Here is a 21,142-nt window from a genome sequence, read left to right on the forward strand (position 1 = left end):
ATCGACATGCTGAAGATCGACAACCTCCACGCACGCATCGGCGACAAGGAAATCCTCAAGGGCCTGTCGCTGGACGTGAAGCCCGGCCAGGTGCACGCCATCATGGGTCCCAACGGCGCCGGCAAGTCCACCCTGGGCAATGTGCTGTCCGGTCGCGAAGGCTATGACGTCAGCGAAGGCAGCGTGCGCTTCGAAGACGCCGACCTGCTGCAGCTGTCGCCCGAAGAGCGCGCCGCCGCCGGCCTGTTCCTGGCCTTCCAGTACCCGGTGGAAATCCCCGGCGTCAACAACACCTATTTCCTGCGCGCCGCGCTGAATGCCCAGCGCCGTGCGCGCGGGCAGGACGAGCTGGATTCGATGCAGTTCCTCAAGCTGGTGCGGCAGAAGCTCGCCGTGCTGCACCTGAAGGATGAGCTGCTGCACCGCGGCGTCAACGAAGGCTTCTCCGGCGGCGAAAAGAAGCGCAACGAGATCTTCCAGCTGGCCGTGCTGGAGCCGAAGCTGGCGATCCTGGACGAGACCGATTCGGGCCTGGACATCGATGCGCTGAAGAGCGTGGCCGACGGCGTCAATGCGCTGCGCAGCCCGGAGCGCTCGTTCCTGGTCATCACCCATTACCAGCGCCTGCTCGATTACATCAAGCCGGACTTCGTGCATGTGCTGGCGGACGGCCGCATCGTCCAGTCCGGTGGCCCGGAGCTGGCCCTGCAGCTGGAAGAGCACGGGTACGACTTCCTGAAGAATCGCGTGGTGCCGGAGGCGGCGGTCTGATGAGCGCACTGCTGGATTCACTGGCTGCCACCTTCAGCGGCAGCGCTGCGCGCCGCGAGGTGCTGGATGCCGCGCTGCATGACGGGCTGCCCGGCCCGCGCACCGAAGCGTGGAAATACACCTCGTTGCGCCAGTTGGAGCGCCGCAGTTTCAGCGCCGCGCCTGCCGTGCCGCCGGCACTGGACGTGGCACTGCTGGACGACATCCCGGCGCCGCGCCTGGTCTTCGTCAACGGCCGCCTGCATGACGGACTGAGTGACACGCACGGGCTGCCGGCCGGCGTGGTGCTGGAACCGCTGTCGGCTGCCTTGGCCGCTGGCGAAGACAGCGCGCGCTTCCTTGGCCGCCGTTACGAGCGCAGCGACGAAATCTTTGCCCGCCTGAACGGCGCGCTGGCCGATGAAGGCGTCGTGCTGCGCGTGGACGACGGCGTGCAGCTCGATGTCCCGGTGCAGCTGGTGTTCGCCAGCGTGGCCGCAGACACCGACCTGGCCTGGCACCATCGCACGCTGATCGAGCTGCGCGCCGGCGCACAGCTGGGTATCGTTGAACACCATCTGCAGGTCGGCGACAGCGCCCATCTGGACAACAGCGTGGTGCATGTCCACCTGGCCCAGGACGCGGTGCTCAAGCACGCCCGGGTGCAGGCCGGCAGCGCGCGGCAGACCAGCTTCCTGCGCACCGATGCCGTACTCGCACGCGATGCGCAGTATCACCGCGTGGACCTGGAACTGGGTGCCGCACTGAGCCGTCATGAGCTCAACGTGCGCCTGGAAGGCAACAACGCGCACCTGACCGCCAACGGCGTGCTGCTGGGGACCGGTCGTCGCCATGTCGACACCCGCCTGGGCATCGAGCACATCGCGCGCGACACCAACTGCGAACTGCTGTGGCGCGGCGTGGCCGCCAACCGCAGCCGTGTGGTGTTCCATGGCGGCATCCACATCCGCGAAGGCGCCGATGGCACCGACGCCAACCTGTCCAACAAGAACCTGCTGCTGTCCGCCGACGCCGAGATCGACAGCCAGCCGACGCTGGTGATCGATGCGGAAGAAGTGAAGGCCGCCCACGGCGCCACCGTCGGCCAGCTCGATGCCAACGCGCTGTTCTACCTGCGCTCGCGCGGCTTGCCTGCAGAGGAAGCCAAGGCCCTGCTCAGCGCCGCGTTCTGCCACGAGCCGTTGAAGGTGCTGCCCGATGCGCTGCGCGAGCAGCTCGGCCGCCGTTTGGACCGCGCACTGGTCGAGGCAGGCGTGGCATGAACCTGACCACCCCGCGTCCGCAGGCTGACACCGCTACCGCGCCGGACTGGGACCGCGTGCGGCAGGACTTCCCGCTGCTGATGCGCGAGGTTCACGGCAAGCCACTGGTCTATTTCGACAACGCCAACACCGGCCAGAAGCCGGTGCAGGTGATCGGCGCGGTGGATGAGTTCTACCGGCGCTACAACGCCAACGTCAGCCGGGCGGTGCATGCCCTGGGCACCGAGGCCACCGATGCCTACGAGGGCGCGCGCGACAAGCTGGCGCGTTTCCTCAATGTGCGCGCCAGCGAACTGGTGCTCTGCAGCGGCACCACCTTCGCGCTGAACCTGGTGGCCTATTCCTGGGCCCTGCCACGGTTGAAGGCCGGTGACGTGATCCTGGTGTCGCGCATGGAGCATCACGCCAACATCGTGCCGTGGCAGCTTGTCGCCGAGCGGACCGGTGCAACGGTCCGCGTGGCCGAGATCACGCCCGCAGGTGCGATCGACCTGGAGGCGCTGCGCAAGGCAATGACCCCCGAGGTCAAGCTGCTCGCCATCGCCCATGTGTCCAATGTGCTGGGCACCGTGAACCCCGTGCGTGAGATCTGCCGCGAAGCCCGCAAGCGCGGCATCGTCACCGTGGTGGATGGCTCGCAGGCCGTACCGCATCGCAAGGTGGACGTGACGGCGATCGGCTGTGATTTCTACGCCATCACCGGCCACAAGATGTGCGGCCCGACCGGGACCGGCGCACTCTGGGCGCGTCGCGAGCACCTGGACGCAATGCCCCCGTTCCTCGGCGGCGGCGAGATGATCAAGGAAGTCAGCTTCGAGGGCACCGTGTTCAACGAGGCCCCGCACAAGTTCGAAGCCGGCACCCCGAACATCGCCGGCTTCATCGGCCTGGGCGTGGCGGTGGACTACCTGGAATCGCTCGGACTTGCCCATGTGGAAGCGCGCGAGGCGGAGCTGCTGGCGCATTTCACCGAGGAGCTGCAGAAGATCGACGGCCTGCGCATCTTCGGCACCACGCCGGACAAGGCGGCGGTGGTGTCCTTCCTGATCGAAGGCGCCCATGCACATGACCTGGCCACCCTGCTCGACCTGGAAGGCATGGCGATCCGGTCCGGACAGCATTGTGCCCATCCGCTGCTGCAGTACTACGGCGTGGCGGCCACCTGCCGCGCATCGCTGGCGTTCTACAACACGCATGACGAAGTCGAACGCTTCGTGGTGGCACTGAACAAGGTCCGCAAGCTGTTGGGCTGAGCTGCATAGCCGTGGTGAGGCAAATGCCGCCGAGCATGGCTCGGCGCTACAATGGCGGCATGAGTACGCTGACCTTCCGCGCCGCCACGCCGGCCGACATTCCCGCCCTTATCGCCCTCGTCACCTCGGCCTACCGGGGCGACGCCAGCCGGGCAGGATGGACCACCGAAGCGGACATCCTGGACGGCGCCCGTATCGATGCAGAGGGTCTGCAGGCAGATATCGCCCGCGCCCGTTCCACCATCCTGCTCGCCGAACGCGATGGCCACCTGCTGGCCTGCGCCCACGTCGCCGATGGCGGCGAGCACGGGTACTTCGGCATGTTCGCCGTTGATCCCACCCAGCAGGGCAGCGGCCTGGGCAAGCAGCTCATTGCCGAGGCAGAGGCGTACGGTGTCCGCGCGTGGGGACTGTCCAGCATGCTGATGACGGTAATCGACATCCGCGAGGAGCTGATCGCGTTCTACGAACGCCGCGGCTACGTCCGTACGGGCATCAAGAAGCCCTTCCCCTACGGCGACGAACGCTTCGGCATCCCCAAGCGCGATGACCTGCAGTTCGAGATCCTGGAAAAACACCTGTCGGGGCTGCCGCGATGAGCGATGCCTGGACCTTCGTGTGTGCCAGCAACGACCTGCTGCCCGGGGAAATGAAGACCGTCTTCGATGAAGTGACCGGTACGCCCATCGTGGTCTTCAACCTGGACGGCGAGCTGTATGCGCTGGAAGACCAGTGCACGCACGAAGAATTCGAGCTGTCTTCCGGCGAGTTCAATGCCGCCGAAGGCAGCATCGAATGCGTGCTGCACGGTGCCCGCTTCGATGTACGCGACGGACGCGCCCTGTGTGCGCCCGCGTACAGCCCTGCACCGAAGTTCCCGGTAAAGCGGGAGCACGACGCGGTCTGGACGCGGGACGACCGGGACTAATCACTGAGCTGCATCGAACAGGCAGCCTCCCCGAGCGCGAGCCGTCCGAGCTCGCGTGCGGTGAGGCGGTCCAACCCGATCGACTCCAGCGTGCGCCCGCGTCCTGCTGTCGGACCACCGGTTGCCAATGACGCGAGTCGCATCAGCGCATCGATGGTAGGAGTCGGAACACCCAGGCGCTGGCCGAGTGCCGCCCAAGGCGCAAGTACGTAGGGGATGTCCTGACTGAGATAGCGATGCTCCAGCGAAGTGGGCGCCGACTTTTCGACGTTATGGACCGTGCTGTGGGCGGCGAATCCGCTTAGGCTGTCATGGCTCAGGCCGTAATACCGGTTCATGATGCCGAGCGCAGAAGGAAGCGCCAATCCGAGTGCGGCAGCGATCGCACAGCGTTCGTCGTCAACCGCGTGCATCACCTTACCGACCGCGCGCGTCATGCCTTCGCGATAGAACAGGAATCCCTCGACAGTGGACTCGATCCTCCCTGCGTTCATCAACATGGGCGCTGGGTGCATGACGCCGGTGACGCAGGATAGATCCACCGCCAACGCGCTCGACATCCACTCCAGCGGCATGCTGAAAATGCGCTGGACGAGGGCTTTCTCCTGGACATCGGGCATTCTCTGTCCCCCTGCCCACATCATGGCCTTCCGTCCCCTGAGGTTGACGACGTTTCCGCGCACGCGGGCCGCGAACGGCGACGTACTCGTCTCTACGACAAGTCCGGCAGAGACCACGCGCGCAGCGCCAAGAACGAAGAAGTTGCCATTTATGCCGATCAGGCAATGCGACCGCAAATCATGACCAGCGAGCGCTGCGATCAGTCCATCGTGCGCACTTGCCGGTAGAGCCACGACCACCGTCGTCGAGAATTCGAGCGTCTCGACGAGACACGTCGTAAGGCGCGGCAGGAATCGGCCTGTCACGAGGCCGGTTGCCTGCAGGCCGCCCCCCTTACTGATCGCATCCAGCACGCGGCGATGGTGCGGGTGCGCATGCAGCAGCACATCGAAGCCACGCGCCATGAGGTCGGCCGCCATCGCACATCCACAATGGCCCGCTCCGAGGATGGAGATCGTGCTGGCAGATACAACGGGTCGATCGGGAGAAAACGTCGGCATTGGAACACACTCAGATCGAGGGGTGCTGAGCCTATGCCGTAAGGTGCGGGGAGATTGCGTCGACGTTCGCAGTATTCAGTGCTTTGCCGCCCATCATTCCCGTCATCGCCGGGGTCTATCAAAACCTCGGTTCACGAGAGAAATTCTGATGCCTCGACAGGGTTACTCCCACGCTCAGTCGCGGCGACCCCGCAGATCCCCGCAAAAGTTCTGACACACGGGATCGCGCGTGACGCCTGCCACGCGCAAGCCCTCCTTGGGAATCGCAGTCCGGCGCTGTGATCGCCTTCCCAACACGCAACTGCAATGCATGCGAATGGTTCGCATTACTGCTACGATTCGCGACAGAGTGCCCATGGATCCGTCCTTCGTGAATGGTAGCCCGCCACGTCTCACCCCTACCGTCGGCCTTCCGGGTCGTGGAACGGTGGCGTGGGCGGTGCTGATGGTGCTGCTGCTCTGGCAGCTTGTCGGTGCCGATGTGGCCCCGGAGCGCATGGGTGGTCATCGCGCTGACCTACAGTCGGGCGTCCCGGCCCCCCATCCAGGCGTGCCCTTCGAGCAGGCCATGAGGGCGACCGAAGCCGAACCGGAACCCGGCCGCAGCACGCCGCCGAGCATGAAGCCGGTCGCCCCCACGGCATTGTTCGCACGTGCGGCAGCCAAAACGCAGGCACCGGTCGAGGCGCTGGCGTTCCACGCGCAACGGCCGCGTCGTCCGCTGGGTCAGGCGCCTCCGCGCGCCACCTGACCGCCGTCGCCCGCGGGCTTTGGCGCAATCCCCCATCTGCACGCCGCCGGCCGTTGGCCAGGCGCAGCCCTGTTGTGACCTGGCGGGTAGCTACCCCGCCATTACCGAAGCCCTGCCCATGAATCCGATCAAGAGCCGCAAGCATGCCGCCCCGTTCCGTCGCCTGCCGCTGGCCACCGCCAGTCTGGCCGCGGGGCTTGGCCTGGCCGCCCTGCCCTCGCTTGCCTTCGCCGATGACAACGACGGCGCACGCACGCTGGACAAGGTCGATGTGCACGCCACGCGCGGCTACAAGGCCGACAAAGTCGCCTCGCCGAAGTTCACCCAGTCCCTGCAGGACACGCCACAGACCATCCAGGTGATCACCGCGGACCTGTTCAACCAGCAGGGCGCCACCACCCTGACCGAAGCGCTGCGCAACAGCCCGGGCGTGGGCACCTTTTTCGTCGGCGAGAACGGCAACACCGCCACCGGTGATGCGCTGTACATGCGGGGCTTCGATACCTCCAGCAGCCTGTTCGTCGACGGCGTGCGCGACCTGGGCTCCATCTCCCGCGATGTCTTCAACACCGAACAGGTGGAGATCACCAAGGGTCCGGCCGGCACCGACAACGGGCGTTCGGCACCGACCGGTGCGATCAACATGGTAAGCAAGCAGGCCACCCTGCATGATGAAGTATCCGGCACCGCCAGCCTGGGCAGTGACCAGCAACGCCGCGCCACCGCCGACTGGAACCAGTCGCTGGGGGCGACCAGTGCGCTGCGCCTGAATGCCGTGTGGCAGGACAGCGACCAGCCCGGCCGCGACCACGTGAACACCTCGCGCTGGGGCATTGCGCCGTCGCTGGCATTCGGCCTGGGGACGGACACCCGCTACGTGCTGAACCTGCTCTACGTGGACCAGGACAACGTACCCGACGGCGGCGTGCCTACCGTTGGCCTGCCCGGCTGGAGCCCGCAACCCACGCTGGAGGCCCTGGCTGGCCGCCCGGTGGATCCGCAGAACTTCTACGGCACGCGCGCGGACCATGACGAGGTCACCGCGAAGATGGCCACGTTCCGCATCGAACACGACTTCAACGACGCCGTGCGCCTGACCAACACCGCGCGCTGGGGCCGCACCGAACAGGATTACCTGCTCACCGCGTTCATGGGCACCGGCACGCGCGGCACCAACGGAGCGCCGAGCGGAAACATCCGCTATACCGACCGCAACGACCTGTCCACGTACACCATCGCCCGCAGCCTGCCCACGTTGAAGGACCAGCGCAACACGTTGCTGACCGACCAGCTCAACCTGCGCGCCGACTTCGCCACCGGCGCCATCGCGCACAACCTCAGCACCGGCGTGGAGTTCACCCGCGAAGAAATGGACAGCTTCGGCCAGGCCGTCACCGCCGGCAGCAGTTGGCCGGCGGCGAATCTGTATGACCCGGACTGGAACGTGGGGGGACTGAGCTGGGCACACAACGGTGCCGATGCGCACGGCAAGACCACCACCTCCTCGGTGTATCTGTTCGACACGCTGCACTTCGGCGAAAGCCTGCTGTTGACGGCTGGCGTGCGCGCGGATCACTACGACACGGAGTACGTCAGCGCCGTGGTCTGCGGTGGCCGCGCGGGCCCCGCCTGTGGCAGCAACCCGGCAGGTACGGTGCTGGGCGTGCCCACCCTGAAAGCCTCGGACACGTTGCTCAACTGGAAGCTCGGCGCGCTGTACAAGGTGGGCGATGCGGCAAGCGTGTACGCGAACTACGCGCTGTCGCAGCAGCCGCCGGGCGGCAGCAATTTCGCCCTCAGCAGTTCGGCCAGCAGCCTGGACAATCCGCGCCTGGATCCGCAGGAAGCGAAGACGTTCGAAGTCGGCAGCAAGTGGGCGTTCCTCGACGATGCACTGGCGTTCAACATGGCGATCTTCCAGACCGATGTGGAGAATGAAATCAACACGCAGGTGCTGGACGATGCGGGCAACCCGACCCAGACCGGCAGCAAGCGCGTGCGGGGCGTTGAACTGTCGGCCGTGGGCCGGCTGACCGACAACTGGTCGCTGTCAGCCGGCTACAGCCATCTGGACACCGAAGTGAAGGAGGGGGCGAACGTTGCAGCCGATGGCACAAGCAACCTGACCTACACACCCGATGATGCCTTCACGGCCTGGAGCACGTATCAGCTCCCGTTCGGCCTGACCGTTGGCGGTGGCCTGCGTTACAGCAGCGCGATGCATCGCGGCACGGACGGGGCGGTGGGCACGCCAGCCTTCACCAAGTCCTACACCGTATATGACGCGGTGCTGTCCTACCCGGTCAGCGACTTCCTGGTGCTGCGCTTGAACGCCTACAACGTGTTCGACAAGCAGTACGTGGCTGCGATCAACAAGAGCGGGTACCGTTACACACCGGGTGCACCGCGCACGTTCCTGCTGAGCGCGGACATCCGTTTCTGAGCCGTCAGGCGCGGGCCGTACGCAGCGGCCCGCGCCCTGCCCCACTGGAGCACTTCCATGCTGCTGCACATCCCCGACGTGCTCACTGCTGAAGAACTGGCCGACCTGCAGGGTCGCCTGCGGTCGGCCGACTGGACCGACGGCCGCGAAACCGTGGGACGGCAGGGCGCGCCGGTGAAGCACAACCAGCAGTTGCCCGACAGCTCGCCGTTGAAGGCGGCGCTGGGCACCACCGTACTGGCCGCGCTGCAGCGCAACCCGCTGTTCTTCGCGGCCGCGTTGCCGTTGAAGATCCTGCCACCCCGCTTCAACCGTTACCACGGCGGCGGCCACTACGGGTTCCACGTAGACGGTGCGGTGATGGCCAACGATGCCGGCGGCTACCTGCGTTCCGACGTGTCGTGCACGCTGTTCCTGTCCGACCCGGACGACTACGACGGCGGCGAACTGGTCATCAGCGACACCTACGGCGAGCACGAGGTGAAGCTGCCCGCAGGCGATCTCATCCTCTATCCGTCCAGCAGCCTGCACCAGGTGAATCCGGTCAGCCGTGGCGAACGCACGGCGGCCTTTTTCTGGGTGCAGAGCATGATCCGCGACGATGCGCAGCGGCGTTTGCTGTGGGAGATGGATACCTCCATCGAGCGGCTGCGGCAAAGCCAAGCCGATTCGGCCGCGGTGCTGCAGCTGAGCGGGGTGTATCACAATCTCCTGCGGCGGTGGAGCGAGGTGTAGGCGGCAACCCCTCGGATCCGCAACTTCAATAATCGTTCTCATTTGCAACGGCGAACGACTCTCACTACAATCACGCCCCGTGCACGCCGGCATCCGTCGGCTGCCCTATCGGGGTCTACCTGCTTGCGTCATCCGCACCGCCACCATCAACTCGGTACCGCCATGCGCGGCCAGCGTCCTGCGCTGGCCAGCCTGCTGGCGTGGGTGGCGATGCTGGCGCTGTTGCTGGGGTCGCTGGCGGTGGTGTCGCACGAAAGCGTCGTTGACGTGCCATCGGCCCTGCTGCAGATGCCGGTGGAAGAACGCGGCGGTGGCGAACTGCCGCTGCACGAGTCGGCGCCGGCGAAACTGCGTCGCGCTGCGCTGGCGGCCGAGGCACCCCGCTCCGCGCCGACGCCCGCAACTGAAGCGGGCTGCCTGCGCGACTGGACGGTATTGATTGCAGCGGCCATCGCGGCGCCCGCCGATTCCCGCGACTGGCGCCACGCCAGTGCGCAGCCGCGCCGTGCCGACGCCCCGGGCCGACGCCAGCAACGTGGGCAGGCGCCACCGCTGGCCTGATCCACCTTCCGCGTCCGCCGCTCAGGCGAACGCGTTGATGCCGTACCTGCGTCCGTTACCCGCCGCCCGCATCGGGCTGTCCCGTCCTGCACCGCATGCCCTGCGCACCGGTGCGGCGCCTTCCTGCATCTTCTCGAGGTTACCGCCATGGCCCAGCGCCATCGTCTGCGTTCGTCCGTTTCCCGTACCGTTCTGTCCAGCGCCCTGCTATGCGCACTTGCTGCGCCGGCCTTGGCCGACGTCGCCGCGCCGCGCACCCTCGACCAGGTGGTCGTCACCGCATCCGGTTTCGAGCAGAAGATCACCGACGCACCGGCCAGCATCTCGGTCATTACCCGCGAAGAGCTGGCCAAGCGTCCCTACATGACGCTGCTGGATGCCGTGCGTGACCTGGAAGGCGTGGACGTGGGCGAGACGCGCGACAAGACCGGCCAGGGCAGCGTCTCGATGCGCGGCATGGGCTCGGATTACACCCTGCTGCTGATCAACGGTCGGCGCCAGAACAATCACGGCGACATCTACCCGAACAACTTCGGTGGTAACCAGTTCAACCACATCCCGCCGCTGGATGCGATCGAGCGCATCGAAGTGATCCGCGGCCCGGCCTCGACCCTGTACGGTGCCGATGCGATGGGTGGCGTGATCAATGTGATCACCAAGCGCAACCTGGACAGCTGGCACGGCTCGGCCACCGTCGGTCGCACGTTCGAAACCGATGACCAGTTCGGCGATGACACCACGGTCGACGCCTTCCTCACCGGACCGCTGGTGCCCGGCGTGCTCAACCTCAGCGCACGCGCCAGCTGGTACGACCGCAAGGCGTCCAATCCGGTGTACTCACCGTCCACCGATCCGGCCGGCGTCCAGCACACGCGTCCGCTGGGCTTCGGCGCAGGCGGCAAGACGGTGGACAATACCAACAAGGCGGGCGGTGTCAGTCTGGAGTGGAACGTCTCCGACGCGCAGCGTGTCACGCTGGATTTCGACACCTCGCGCCAGGAGTACGACAACTCGGTCAAGATCAACGACGCCGGCGTCGAGGAATACCCGGTCGGCACGGTGGACGGCATCGCCTCCATCTGGCGCGGCAACACCACCACCTGCATCACCCGCCGCAACTGTGTGCGCGCCGATCCGCGAGTGGGCTACAGCGCCAGCCAGGAGTTCACCCGTGATGCGTGGGCGCTTACCCACGAAGGCGACTGGAGTTTCGGCCGCAGCCTGGTGTCACTGGCCCACGTCGCCACCAACAACGATGGCCGCACGATGCCGTTCACCGTCGACGAACGCCGCCAGCTGCTGCAGATGCTCAACGCCACCGGCGCCTACGCCGGGCAGACAGAGGCACAGCGCCGCTCAACGGCCGAAGCCACCTTCCTGCCACGCCCGAAGCGCACGCTGGAGAGCGCGCAATACACCCTGGATGCCAAGCTGGACATCCCGTTCCAGGCCGCGGGCGAGCACATCGCCGTGGTCGGTGCGCAGGTCATCCGCGGTGAGCTCACCGACGGTGTGTTCGGCATGGAAACCGGCAATCCCGGGCAGACCCAGGACCACAACATGTATTCGGTGTTCGCCGAAGACACGTGGAACATCACCGCGCCATTCGCGCTGACCTACGGCCTGCGCTTCGATGACCACGAAGTGTTCGGCAACCACCTCAGCCCGCGCGTGTACGGCGTCTATACGTTCAACGACGCCTGGACCATGAAGGGCGGCGTCAGTACCGGTTTCAAGACGCCCAAGACCACCCAGCTGTATGACGGCGTCACCGGCTTCGGCGGCCAGGGCACCACGCCGCTGTATGGCAATCCGGATCTGCAGCCGGAAACCAGCACCAGCACCGAACTGGCGGTGTACTGGCAGCATCCCGCAGGCCACAGCGCCAACGCCACGGTGTTCCACAATAAATTCGACGACAAGATCGCCAACCAGCCGTGCGGCCCGGCGCTGACGCTGGCGTGCAGCAGCACCGGTGAGTTCGGCGAGCTCGGCTATGCCAACAGCAACCGCACGGTGAACATCGATGAGGTGGTCATCCAGGGCGTGGAAGTGGCGGGCCGTTGGGCGATCAGCGATCGCTTCGCGTTGCGCGCCAACTACACCTACACCGACAGCGAACAGAAGAGCGGTGCGGAAAAAGGCCTGCCGCTGGGCCTGAGTGCCAAGCACATGGCCAACGCCACCTTCGACTGGCAGGCGAGCGAGCGTTTCAACGTGTTCCTGACCGGCGAGATGCGCTCCAAGCGGTACCGGGGCGTCAGCACCCTCAGCGGACAGCCGCAGTACTACAAGGACTACACCGTGCTGCATCTGGGCGCCTCGTTCGAGGCAACGCAGTGGCTGACGGTCAACGCCCGCATCAACAATCTGCTGGACCGCGACTTCACTACCTACCAGGCCACCTTCAACGACCTGGACGGCGACGGCGCATTCGCGGACGGCACCAACGAGGTGCTGTTCGAAGACGACTACAACAACAAGGACAAGGCCCGCAGCGTCTGGGTGAGCCTGAACTTCTCGTTCTGACGACACGGGAGTGACGGCCGCGAAGCTTGCCGGCCAGCGGCCGTCACTACCCACCTAATTGCGAACTATTCTCATCAATGCTGTAATGCCCCGTCTCCTTGAGCCCTACCCTTCCGCGTGAGCCGTTCCGTCTCTACCTCCGTGCAACAGCAGCAGAGCCGCGGTTTCTGGCTGCGGACGCTGCATCAATGGCACTGGATCAGCTCGGCGGTCTGCCTGATCGGCATGCTGCTGTTCGCGATCACCGGTATCACGTTGAACCACGCGGCGAAGATCGAGGCGACTCCGGACGTGCAGCATCGTCAGCTGTCGCTGCCCCCCGCGGTGCTGGGCCAGCTCGGCGACCGCGAAGAGGGCAACGCACCGGTGCCGCGCGCAGTACGCCAGTGGCTGGATGGCGAGCTGGGCACCTCCATCGGCGGCCGCGCCGCGGAGTGGTCGCCGGAAGAAATCTACCTGTCACTGCCGCGTCCCGGTGGCGATGCGTGGCTGAGCATCGACCGTGAAAGCGGCGCGGTGGAATTCGAATCCACCTCGCGCGGCGCGGTGTCCTACCTCAACGACCTGCACAAGGGCCGCAACGCGGGCCCTGCCTGGGGCTGGTTCCTGGATGTGTTCGCCGTTGCCTGCCTGGTGTTCTGCATCACCGGCCTGTTCCTGCTGCACCTGCATGCGCGGCAGCGGCGCATGACCTGGCCGCTGGTGGGCCTGGGCCTGCTGATTCCGTTGCTGATCGCCCTGCTGTTGATCCACTGACCTTTCCGTCCCCTCCCTGCTGGAGCCGCCCATGCGCGTCACCCTCACCATCGCCCTCAGTGGCCTGCTGGCCACCTCGCCGGCCTACGCAACCACCCTGGACATCACCGTCGAGGTGCCCAAGCTCAACGTTGCCGAATACCACCGGCCTTACGTGGCAGTGTGGCTGGAAGGGGCCGACCAGAAGGTCGCCGCCAACCTGTCGGTGTGGTACCAGCAGACCGGCAACAGCGAAGGCCATGGCACCAAGTGGTTGCCGGACCTGCGCCAGTGGTGGCGCAAGAGCGGGCGCACGTTGGAGGTTCCCGTGGACGGTGTGACCGGCCCGACCCGCCCGGTCGGCACGCATGCGCTCTCGTTCAAGGACAGCCAACCGGCGTTGAAGCAGCTGGCACCGGGCAACTACACCCTGGTGGTGGAGGCAGTGCGCGAAGTCGGCGGCCGCGAGCTGGTCAAAGTGCCGTTCACCTGGCCGGCGAAAACCGCGCAGGCCGGCTCGGCCCAGGGCAGCACCGAACTGGGCAAGGTCACGCTGGCAGTGAAGCCCTGATCCCTTACGTCCTGCGGTCGGTCCCGTTCGCGTAGCAACTGGGCCCGACCCCTACCGCACTTTTTCTTCTTCCGGAGTCACACGCCCATGAAGCGCACGCTCGTCCTCGCCGCCGCCCTGGCCGCCGCCCTTCCCTTCTCTGCCCTTGCCCACAAGGCATGGCTGCTGCCGTCGCAGACCGTCATCGCCGGTACCGACCCGTGGATCACCGTGGACGCTGCGGTGTCCAACGATCTGTTCTACTTCAACCATGTGCCGATCCGCGTGGAATCGGTGGTCGTGACCGCGCCGGATGGCAGCACCGCAGCGCCGCAGAATGGCGCCACCGGCAAGTTCCGCAGCGTGTTCGACGTCGAACTGAAGCAGGCCGGCACCTACCGCATCGCCTCGGTCAACGATGGCCTGTTCGCCACCTATGAACTGAACGGCGAACGCAAGCGCTGGCGCGGCAACGCGGCGACGTTCGCCGAGCTGCCGAAGGAGGCGAAGAACCTGCAGGTCTCCCAGTCGGTGGGCCGCGTGGAAACCTTCGTCACCAACGGCGCACCCAATGCCACGGCGCTGAAGCCGACCAACAAGGGCATCGAGCTGATTGCCGCAGGCCATCCCAACGATCTGTTCGCCGGTGAAGAGGCCACGTTCCGCGTGCTGGTTGACGGCAAGCCGAGCGCTGGCCTGGAGTTCGAGATCGTCCGCGGCGCCACGCGTTACCGGAATGCCCAGGATGAGATCAAGGTCACCAGCGACGCCAAGGGCGAGATCAAGGTGACCTGGCCGGAGGCCGGCATGTACTGGCTGGAAACCGGCACCGAAGACAACAAGACCTCGGTGAAGCAGGCACAGAAGCGCCGCCTGAGCTACGTGGCCACGCTGGAAGTGCTGCCCCAGTAACGTCGATACCGGTGGGTGACGGCCACGCACCGTCACTGCAGAATGGGTTGCCGGGCACCGCCCGGCGCTACCGGAAACACGTACACCGATCCCGATGACCGCTTCCCGCCTCGATACAGCCCGCCTCGGCGGCACCACCATGGGCACCACCTGGAGCGCTTCGCTGGTCGTGCCCGGAACCCGTGACCTGCACGCGCTGCATGCCGGCATCCAGTCCCGGCTGGACTGCGTCGTGGCACAGATGAGCACGTGGGAGACCGGTTCCGATGTGAGTCGCTTCAATCGGGCGGCAGCGGACACGTGGCACCGCATGCCCCCTCAGACACGCACGGTGGTGGACTGTGCCTGCGACATCGCCCGGGCCAGCGACGGTGCATTCGACCCCACGATCGGCCCCTTGGTTGCGTTGTGGGGATTCGGTGCGCACGCTGCGCCGCGCGGCCGCCCGGATGATCGCGCACTGGCCGCCACCCGCGCACGCTGCGGCTGGCAGCAGGTGCAGTGGAACGACGACGCGCTGCTGCAACCCGGTGGGCTGGAGCTGGACCTGTCCGCAATCGCGAAAGGCTTCGGCGTGGATGAGGTCGTGCGTTGGCTGCGCACGCAGGGCATCGAAGCGGCGCTGGTCGAGGTGGGCGGCGAGCTGCATGGCTACGGCAGCAAGCCGGACCGCACGCCCTGGCGCGTGCTGGTGGAATCCGCACCGGACGAGGACGCGACCACGCCCACGCCGCCCCGCGTGCTGGCGCTGAGGGATCAGGCCGTAGCAACCTCCGGCGATCGCTGGCACCAGTACCAGCACGATGGCGAGCACATCAGCCACAGTGTCGACCCACGCAGCGGCCGGCCCGTACGCCGCGCGACCGCAGCGGTCACCGTGGTCGCCCCGACGGCCATGCTTGCCGACGCGTGGGCCACCGCGCTGACGGTGCTGGGCGTGGATGCCGGACTGGCCCTCGCCACGCGCCTGCGCCTGGCCGCGCGTTTCCTTGAACGCAGTGCGGACGGTCCACGCGAACAGCTGTCCCCGGCCTTTGAAGCCTTGCTGCCATGAACCTGCGTCCGTCGCGTGCGCTGCTCGGCAATGTGCTGGTGATCGGCGCCTTGCTGCTGATCGCCGTCCTCCTGCTGCGCCTGCACGTGGACGACAGCGGGTGGCAGGTTGCCCCGCGCCCGCGTGACTGGCTATGGGCCGTCACCAGCCTGCTGGCCTACGTCGGCCTGTGTGGCGTGCTGTGGTGGCGTACGCGCCCGCGCATCGAGCGCGTGGACCCCAGCCAACGGCCCGTGCTGGTCGTGTGGGCCAGCCAGACCGGCTTTGCCCTGCAGTTGGCCGAACGCACGGCCGATGCCCTGCGCAGTGCCGGGCTTGCCGTCCGCCTGCGCAGCATCGAAGCGCTGGATGCCACGTTGCTGGCGCAAAGCGATCGGGTGTTGTTCGTTGCCAGCACTACCGGCGAGGGCGATCCGCCGGATCACGCCGCGCCCTTTCTGCAGCGCATGGACCAGCCCATGCCGAGCCTCGCGCACCTGCAGTACGGCGTGCTCGCGCTGGGGGATCGCAGCTATGACCACTATTGCGCGTTCGGCCATCAATTGGATGGCTGGCTGCGCCGGCACGGTGCACGCGCGATGTTCGATACCGTGGAAGTGAACAATGCCGATCCAGCCAGCCTGCGCCATTGGCAACAGTTGCTCGGCCAGCTGGGGGGTGCACCCACCGAACAACCCGACTGGACCGCCATCGACTACCAGCCATGGACCCTGGTGCAGCGCGAACATCTCAATCCCGGAAGCGTGGGCGGTCCGGTGCACTGGCTGCGCCTGCGGCCTCCTGTCGAACAGGCCGACGTCCGCTGGCAGGCCGGGGACATCGCCGAGATCGGGCCACGGCATGCACCTGCAGTGGTTGCTGCCTGGCTGCGGTCGCACGCGCTGGACGGGGACGCGCGGCTGGATGACGGCCAGACCCTGCACCAGCACCTGTCCCGCTCGCACCTGCCCGGCGTGACCGCAGGCGGTGATCTGCCGACCCTGCTTTCCCTCCTGCAGCCATTGCCGCACCGCGAGTATTCCATTGCCTCGGCCGCGCACGAGGACGCCGTCGACCTGGTGCTGCGCCGCCAGGTGCGTGACGACGGCACCCCGGGCATCGGCAGCGGCTGGTTGTGCGACATCGCGCAGCTGGGGGACACGATCGACCTGCGGGTACGCCGCAATCCGAATTTCCATGGCGTTGCCGCAGACGTCCCCTTGATCCTGATCGGCAACGGCACGGGTATTGCCGGCCTGCGTGCGCACCTGCGCGAGCGGGACGCCGCAGGTGCCAGCCGCAACTGGCTGCTGTTCGGTGAACGCAGTGCCGCCCACGATTTCCACTTCCGCACAGAGCTGGAGCAGATGCAGCAGCGCGGCATGCTGGAGCGGTTGGACGCGGTATTCAGCCGTGATGGCGCGCCGCACCGGTACGTGCAGCACCGCTTGCAGGCAGAAGCGCCGCTTCTGCGGCGATGGGTGGACGACGGCGCAACGATCCTGGTCTGCGGCAGCCTGCAGGGCATGGCGCCGGCCGTGGACGCGGTGATCGAAGAAGTGGTGGGGGCAGAACGCAAGGACGCCCTGGTGGTCGCCGGGCGTTACCGACGCGACGTGTACTGACGCAGCGCGACGGACTATCCCGATACCCGGATCGCCAGCAGCTCGCCACCGCCGTGCAACGCGTACCGCGTGCGCTCACCTGCCGCCAACCACGCCGTATCGCCCTGCTGCATGGGGGGCAAACCACCATCCGCGTCGAAAGCCGCCTGGCCGGCAAGCAGGTGGATGGCCCACGCGACCGTGGGCTCGGTGAAGAAATACATCGGCCCCACGATGGGACGGTGCAGTACCTCTGCGGTTAGCAGGCCGCGTCGCCACATCAGGTTGAAATCGTGGGTGACGCCGTCGACCAGCTCGCCGTGCAACGCGTCCTCGCCGGCAAACCGTACCCGTCCATGCGGAGGCAGCACCTCCTGCACGCGACCATTGTCGAAGCGCAGGCGGACCCCGTTGCCGTGCAGCAGCACCAGCTCGCGCTCCACGCCCGGGAAGGTCGAGAATGCAGCGTCGCGTTCGATCTCCGCGATCGACAGGCGCAGCGCCCAGTCGTCGCCAGTTGCCGGCAAACGCAGGATTTCCCGCGTCCATCCCAATCCATTGCGCCAGCGCTCGCGACGATAGTCGACGCTGTGGATGACCTGGGTGGGATGCTGCAGCGTGGTGGCGATGTCCATCCCGATAGTGTGCCGTGTCCTATGCCAGAAGCGGTAGAGCCGACGGTAGAGCCGACTTCAGTCGGCTGCTTATGCGCGGGATGACAGAGCAGCCCGCTGGACGCAGGGGCAGCCGACTGAAGTCGGCTCTACCCTCGGCTGCTTTTGCACCGAACGCAGGAGCAAGCACGGTAGAGCCGACTTCAGTCGGCTGCTTGCCCGCCAGATGACAGAGCAGCCCGCCGGACGCAGGAGCAGCCGACTGAAGTCGGCTCTACCCTCGGCTGCTTTTTGCACCAGACGCAGGAGCAAGCACGGTAGAGCCGACTTCAGTCGGCTGCTTGCGCGCGGGATGACAGAGCAGCCCGCTGGACGCAGGGGCAGCCGACTGAAGTCGGCTCTACCCTCGGCTGCTTTTGCAGCAGACGCAGGAGCAAGCACGGTAGAGCCGACTTCAGTCGGCTGCTTGCCCGCGGGATGACAGAGCAGCCCGCTGGACGCAGGGGCAGCCGACTGAAGTCGGCTCTACCCTCGCCTGCTTTTGCAGCAGATGCAGGAGCAAACACGGTAGAGCCGACTTCAGTCGGCTGCTTGCCCGCCGGATGACAGAGCAGCCCGCCAGACGCAGGAGCAGCCGACTGAAGTCGGCTCTACCCTCGGCTGCTTTTGCACCAGACGCAGGAGCAAACACGGTAGAGCCGACTTCAGTCGGCTGCTTGCCCGCAGGATGACAGAGCAGCCCGCCGGACGCAGGAGCAGCCGACTGAAGTCGGCTCTACCCTCGGCTGCTTGCCCGCCAGATGCTGGAGCAGCCGACTGAAGTCGGCTCTACCGCTGGGCCAGCGCGCCGCCGCAATCGGCGTCCAGCAACTGGGAGCGCTTCAGCCAGTCCTGGTCCGGGTAATACGCGAACACCATCGTGCCGCCGCTCAACGCATCGATCAGCGGCTTGGCGACTTTCAGCCGTACCGCCGGACAGCCGAGGCTGCGGCCGAGACGGCCCTGCATCCGCGCCATCGTCGGATTCACATAGGGCGCGCCATGGATGACGATGGCACGCTCACGTGCGTGGTCATTGAAGCCCGGCTCCAAGCCGTCCAGCCGCAGCGAGTAGCCGTTGCCGCCGACATACGTTTCCTGTGCGGTGAAGGCCCCGATGCTGGACATGAAACTCCCTTCCCGGTTCGAGAAGTGCTCGGTACGGTCGGCACCGCTGTTGCGCCCATGTGCCACCCATTCCTCGAACAACAGGCGCTGGCGTCGCAGATCGAACACCCACAAGCGTTGCTGGGTGGACGGTCGCGAGTAGTCGATCACGCCCAAGCGGTCCGGCACCACCCCCAGTTCCGGCCGGCGCAGCGCACAGCGCATCGCGCTGGCCGCCAGTTGCAGCACCTTGCGGTCGGCATTGGGTGCTACCCGGGCCAGGATAGCGCCGAGGTCAGCACTGGCGCCCGGCGATGGCCGGGACTGGGCGTAGGCAGGCATGACGCAGGCCGACAACAGGCCGACGGCAGCCAGCCAGTGACGGCGTGGCGGATTCATCAGAGCAGTGGGGCGCTATCGAACACAGACGTTACAGGGTGGACCCGACCGGCTCGGATTCCAACACCGGCTGCATGCCCGGTTCAGCCGCGCTTGGGCGCACCGCCGGCAACGAGGTCACCAGCAACGTGGTGCCCGGAACCAGCGCCGCGTAGAGGTGGCGGGCAAAATCCGCGGGGAGGGCCATCGGCAGCGACGGCGTCGCCAACAGGTCCGGCGAGGCGTCTGCCGCCGCTTGGCCCAGCAACGGATAGGCCGTCCAGCGGTGCAGACGCTGGTGGTTGTCCAACGGACTGGGGGTATCGGTAAACCCTTCGCCCATCACGAACAACGTGGTGCCGGCAAACGCGGGCAAGGCGGACGCCTCCAGCGGTGATTCACCGATCAGCACACCGTCGCGCAGCACGTAGACGCGCTGATCGTGCAGGCTGACCAATACGCCGACCTGGCCGGCCGGCGCCGCGGCGTCGTTCCAGTACGCGCCCGTCGCGCCGGTGGTGGTTACTTCCGGCAAGGCCACGCCACGGCTGCTGACCGGGGCCAGCACCGCCGGATACGCCAGTGTCATCGGCGAACTCTTGGCATCGGCGACCACCACGGTATCGCCGCGCTGGGTCGCGCTGAACAGCTTCTGCGCGAAGGCCTGAGGCAGCCGGACACAGCCGTGCGACGCCGGATGCCCGGGCAGCGCCCCGCCGTGCAGCGCGATCCCATCCCAGGTCAGCCGCTGCATGTAGGGCATCGGCGCGCTGTTGTACAGATTGGACCGGTGGTCCTTGTCCTTCTGCAGGATGGTGAAGACCCCGGTCGGGGTCTCGTGGCCTGTCTTGCCCGAACTGACCGTGCTGACGCCGATGGCGATGCCATTGCGGTACACATACGCCCGCTGCTCATCCAGGCTGACCACCAGCACGATAGGGCCGGACGGTGAAATCTCGGGGTGCCAGAGATACTCGCCCGGCTTCAGATCGGTGGGCCCGCGGACCGTGGCCTCGATCGGTGCGGGTGCCGGCTTCTGCGCGAAGGTCGTCGCAGGAACGGCCAACGCGACGGCGCTGGCGAACATCAGGGAACAACGCAGCAGTCGCATCGGTAACGTCATCCAGGGCGTGGGGACTCCACGCTATCGTGTCCGGTCGCCGGAAAAAAGATTGCCCGGCGACACACCATGTGTCGTACCGGGCAACTGTCACATCCGTGTCGACCTCCTGCCGCCCCGCGCATCCTGCGATGGGGGCAGCGTGCTCCGTGCACGGAGGTCGCGATCATCCCTGGTTGTCTATCCCAGCCCCTTCCACAGGTCTGTGATGCCACCCTCCTGGTGCAGTTGACGCCTCCCTGCGCCGGTCGCTGCCGTCACGTCCCGTGACCGGCCCTGATCCACCTCCTGTGGATCGCGACAATCCCCTTGTGTCATCGCCTGGGTACGGAGCGCACCGGTACCGCTCCGGGTACCGGATCCACCGATGACGTCCTGTCACCGAGGGTGATCCGCTGTCGATTCCGTTCGACGATTCCTTTCCCTATGCCTTTCACCTGCGTCAGGTCCTCGACGCGATGAAAAGGCCCGTGCTGCTGCCTGTGCTCGACGATCGCGGCGGCCCGGCTGGGCCCCACCATCGTCAATCCCTGCTGCAGTGCAGTGGCATCTGCGAGGTTGATGTCGATCCGCTCGGCCGCGAAGGCCTGACCGATCCACAGTCCCAGCAACAGTGCCCTTGACACGATCCACCAAGGCACGACGTTGTTCTCCTTGTGATCCGGACCCGCTCCGACCGTCTTCCCGTCGGTTCGA

Annotated in this window: 20 protein-coding genes; 15 read left to right on the forward strand and 5 right to left on the reverse strand. The window is 66.5% G+C overall.

The annotated features are described in order from the left end of the window. Positions 1 to 6 precede the first annotated feature (6 nt). The 5 genes from sufC to IFT65_RS11050 are packed head-to-tail and all read left to right on the forward strand — an operon-like array spanning position 7 to position 4,214. The gene (gene sufC, locus IFT65_RS11030; RefSeq protein ID WP_188326425.1) at positions 7 to 771 is read left to right on the forward strand and encodes a Fe-S cluster assembly ATPase SufC; all 765 of its coding nucleotides are present in this window, start codon (positions 7 to 9) and stop codon (positions 769 to 771) included. Beyond that, on the forward strand, positions 771 to 2,033 hold the full coding sequence (sufD, locus tag IFT65_RS11035; protein WP_192081468.1) for a Fe-S cluster assembly protein SufD: 1,263 nt from the start codon (positions 771 to 773) through the stop codon (positions 2,031 to 2,033). Before sufC ends, sufD begins: the two co-directional genes overlap by 1 nt. Beyond that, complete coding sequence (locus IFT65_RS11040; protein ID WP_192081469.1) at positions 2,030 to 3,286, forward strand: cysteine desulfurase; 1,257 nt, start codon at positions 2,030 to 2,032, stop codon at positions 3,284 to 3,286. The genes sufD and IFT65_RS11040 overlap by 4 nt, the downstream gene beginning before the upstream one ends. Before the next feature lie 59 nt (positions 3,287 to 3,345). Next, entirely contained in the window at positions 3,346 to 3,885 is a 540-nt protein-coding gene (locus tag IFT65_RS11045; RefSeq protein WP_192081470.1) for a GNAT family N-acetyltransferase, read from the forward strand. Next, positions 3,882 to 4,214, forward strand: coding sequence for a non-heme iron oxygenase ferredoxin subunit (locus IFT65_RS11050; RefSeq protein WP_192081471.1), 333 nt, complete (start codon positions 3,882 to 3,884; stop codon positions 4,212 to 4,214). Before IFT65_RS11045 ends, IFT65_RS11050 begins: the two co-directional genes overlap by 4 nt. Here the strand turns inward: IFT65_RS11050 and IFT65_RS11055 are convergent. After that, positions 4,211 to 5,254, reverse strand: a complete 1,044-nt coding sequence (locus IFT65_RS11055; protein ID WP_192081472.1) for an NAD/NADP octopine/nopaline dehydrogenase family protein — start codon at positions 5,252 to 5,254, stop codon at positions 4,211 to 4,213. The genes IFT65_RS11050 and IFT65_RS11055 overlap by 4 nt on opposite strands. A gap of 436 nt (positions 5,255 to 5,690) precedes the next feature. Between IFT65_RS11055 and IFT65_RS11060 the strand changes: the two genes are divergently transcribed. From IFT65_RS11060 to IFT65_RS11105, 10 genes are all read left to right on the forward strand, one after another. Further along, on the forward strand, positions 5,691 to 6,086 hold the full coding sequence (locus IFT65_RS11060) for a hypothetical protein (RefSeq protein WP_192081473.1): 396 nt from the start codon (positions 5,691 to 5,693) through the stop codon (positions 6,084 to 6,086). A 118-nt stretch (positions 6,087 to 6,204) separates the two neighbouring features. Further along, on the forward strand, positions 6,205 to 8,529 hold the full coding sequence (locus tag IFT65_RS11065; RefSeq protein WP_192081474.1) for a catecholate siderophore receptor Fiu: 2,325 nt from the start codon (positions 6,205 to 6,207) through the stop codon (positions 8,527 to 8,529). A gap of 57 nt (positions 8,530 to 8,586) precedes the next feature. Beyond that, a complete protein-coding gene (locus tag IFT65_RS11070; protein WP_192081475.1) occupies positions 8,587 to 9,264 on the forward strand; it encodes a Fe2+-dependent dioxygenase in 678 nt (225 codons plus the stop codon). A gap of 162 nt (positions 9,265 to 9,426) precedes the next feature. Beyond that, the gene (locus IFT65_RS11075; protein ID WP_192081476.1) at positions 9,427 to 9,825 is read left to right on the forward strand and encodes a hypothetical protein; all 399 of its coding nucleotides are present in this window, start codon (positions 9,427 to 9,429) and stop codon (positions 9,823 to 9,825) included. Between the two features lie 147 nt (positions 9,826 to 9,972). Further along, on the forward strand, positions 9,973 to 12,354 hold the full coding sequence (locus IFT65_RS11080) for a TonB-dependent receptor (protein WP_192081477.1): 2,382 nt from the start codon (positions 9,973 to 9,975) through the stop codon (positions 12,352 to 12,354). A 117-nt stretch (positions 12,355 to 12,471) separates the two neighbouring features. After that, the gene (locus IFT65_RS11085; protein ID WP_192081478.1) at positions 12,472 to 13,110 is read left to right on the forward strand and encodes a PepSY-associated TM helix domain-containing protein; all 639 of its coding nucleotides are present in this window, start codon (positions 12,472 to 12,474) and stop codon (positions 13,108 to 13,110) included. A 31-nt stretch (positions 13,111 to 13,141) separates the two neighbouring features. Further along, on the forward strand, positions 13,142 to 13,660 hold the full coding sequence (locus IFT65_RS11090) for a DUF2271 domain-containing protein (protein WP_188326413.1): 519 nt from the start codon (positions 13,142 to 13,144) through the stop codon (positions 13,658 to 13,660). Between the two features lie 87 nt (positions 13,661 to 13,747). Next, positions 13,748 to 14,551: a DUF4198 domain-containing protein gene (locus IFT65_RS11095; protein WP_192081479.1), complete on the forward strand. Its 804-nt coding sequence runs from the start codon at positions 13,748 to 13,750 to the stop codon at positions 14,549 to 14,551. Between the two features lie 94 nt (positions 14,552 to 14,645). After that, positions 14,646 to 15,605 (forward strand): FAD:protein FMN transferase, encoded by a 960-nt coding sequence (locus IFT65_RS11100; RefSeq protein ID WP_192081480.1) that lies wholly within the window; start codon positions 14,646 to 14,648, stop codon positions 15,603 to 15,605. Further along, positions 15,602 to 17,209, forward strand: coding sequence for a flavodoxin domain-containing protein (locus IFT65_RS11105; RefSeq protein ID WP_192081481.1), 1,608 nt, complete (start codon positions 15,602 to 15,604; stop codon positions 17,207 to 17,209). The genes IFT65_RS11100 and IFT65_RS11105 overlap by 4 nt, the downstream gene beginning before the upstream one ends. Before the next feature lie 14 nt (positions 17,210 to 17,223). On the opposite strand, the gene IFT65_RS11110 is transcribed toward IFT65_RS11105, so the two are convergent. The 4 genes from IFT65_RS11110 to IFT65_RS11125 all read right to left on the reverse strand — a co-directional run bounded on the left by IFT65_RS11110 (position 17,224) and on the right by IFT65_RS11125 (position 21,087). Beyond that, a complete protein-coding gene (locus tag IFT65_RS11110; RefSeq protein ID WP_192081482.1) occupies positions 17,224 to 17,823 on the reverse strand; it encodes a HutD family protein in 600 nt (199 codons plus the stop codon). 807 nt (positions 17,824 to 18,630) lie between these two features. Continuing rightward, entirely contained in the window at positions 18,631 to 19,290 is a 660-nt protein-coding gene (locus tag IFT65_RS11115; RefSeq protein ID WP_223203037.1) for a murein L,D-transpeptidase catalytic domain family protein, read from the reverse strand. A gap of 88 nt (positions 19,291 to 19,378) precedes the next feature. After that, positions 19,379 to 20,437 carry a L,D-transpeptidase gene (locus IFT65_RS11120; protein ID WP_192081484.1) on the reverse strand — a complete coding sequence of 353 codons (1,059 nt, stop codon included), beginning with the start codon at positions 20,435 to 20,437 and terminating at the stop codon, positions 19,379 to 19,381. A gap of 323 nt (positions 20,438 to 20,760) precedes the next feature. Then, positions 20,761 to 21,087, reverse strand: a complete 327-nt coding sequence (locus IFT65_RS11125) for a helix-hairpin-helix domain-containing protein (protein WP_188326406.1) — start codon at positions 21,085 to 21,087, stop codon at positions 20,761 to 20,763. Positions 21,088 to 21,142: the final 55 nt, after the last annotated feature.

This window comes from Stenotrophomonas sp. CFBP 13725, from assembly GCF_014841935.1.
In the GTDB taxonomy this organism is placed as follows: domain Bacteria; phylum Pseudomonadota; class Gammaproteobacteria; order Xanthomonadales; family Xanthomonadaceae; genus Stenotrophomonas.

Excerpts from the sequence above, each read along its gene's own strand:
- sufC (WP_188326425.1), top strand. The coding sequence starts at position 7 with ATGCTGAAGATCGACAACCTCCACGCACGCATCGGCGACAAGGAAATC.
- sufD (WP_192081468.1), top strand. The coding sequence starts at position 771 with ATGAGCGCACTGCTGGATTCACTGGCTGCCACCTTCAGCGGCAGCGCT.
- IFT65_RS11040 (WP_192081469.1), top strand. The coding sequence starts at position 2,030 with ATGAACCTGACCACCCCGCGTCCGCAGGCTGACACCGCTACCGCGCCG.
- IFT65_RS11045 (WP_192081470.1), top strand. The coding sequence starts at position 3,346 with ATGAGTACGCTGACCTTCCGCGCCGCCACGCCGGCCGACATTCCCGCC.
- IFT65_RS11050 (WP_192081471.1), top strand. The coding sequence starts at position 3,882 with ATGAGCGATGCCTGGACCTTCGTGTGTGCCAGCAACGACCTGCTGCCC.
- IFT65_RS11055 (WP_192081472.1), bottom strand. The coding sequence starts at position 5,254 with ATGGCGGCCGACCTCATGGCGCGTGGCTTCGATGTGCTGCTGCATGCG.
- IFT65_RS11060 (WP_192081473.1), top strand. The coding sequence starts at position 5,691 with ATGGATCCGTCCTTCGTGAATGGTAGCCCGCCACGTCTCACCCCTACC.
- IFT65_RS11065 (WP_192081474.1), top strand. The coding sequence starts at position 6,205 with ATGAATCCGATCAAGAGCCGCAAGCATGCCGCCCCGTTCCGTCGCCTG.
- IFT65_RS11070 (WP_192081475.1), top strand. The coding sequence starts at position 8,587 with ATGCTGCTGCACATCCCCGACGTGCTCACTGCTGAAGAACTGGCCGAC.
- IFT65_RS11075 (WP_192081476.1), top strand. The coding sequence starts at position 9,427 with ATGCGCGGCCAGCGTCCTGCGCTGGCCAGCCTGCTGGCGTGGGTGGCG.
- IFT65_RS11080 (WP_192081477.1), top strand. The coding sequence starts at position 9,973 with ATGGCCCAGCGCCATCGTCTGCGTTCGTCCGTTTCCCGTACCGTTCTG.
- IFT65_RS11090 (WP_188326413.1), top strand. The coding sequence starts at position 13,142 with ATGCGCGTCACCCTCACCATCGCCCTCAGTGGCCTGCTGGCCACCTCG.
- IFT65_RS11095 (WP_192081479.1), top strand. The coding sequence starts at position 13,748 with ATGAAGCGCACGCTCGTCCTCGCCGCCGCCCTGGCCGCCGCCCTTCCC.
- IFT65_RS11100 (WP_192081480.1), top strand. The coding sequence starts at position 14,646 with ATGACCGCTTCCCGCCTCGATACAGCCCGCCTCGGCGGCACCACCATG.
- IFT65_RS11105 (WP_192081481.1), top strand. The coding sequence starts at position 15,602 with ATGAACCTGCGTCCGTCGCGTGCGCTGCTCGGCAATGTGCTGGTGATC.
- IFT65_RS11110 (WP_192081482.1), bottom strand. The coding sequence starts at position 17,823 with ATGGACATCGCCACCACGCTGCAGCATCCCACCCAGGTCATCCACAGC.
- IFT65_RS11115 (WP_223203037.1), bottom strand. The coding sequence starts at position 19,290 with ATGCCTGCCTACGCCCAGTCCCGGCCATCGCCGGGCGCCAGTGCTGAC.
- IFT65_RS11120 (WP_192081484.1), bottom strand. The coding sequence starts at position 20,437 with ATGCGACTGCTGCGTTGTTCCCTGATGTTCGCCAGCGCCGTCGCGTTG.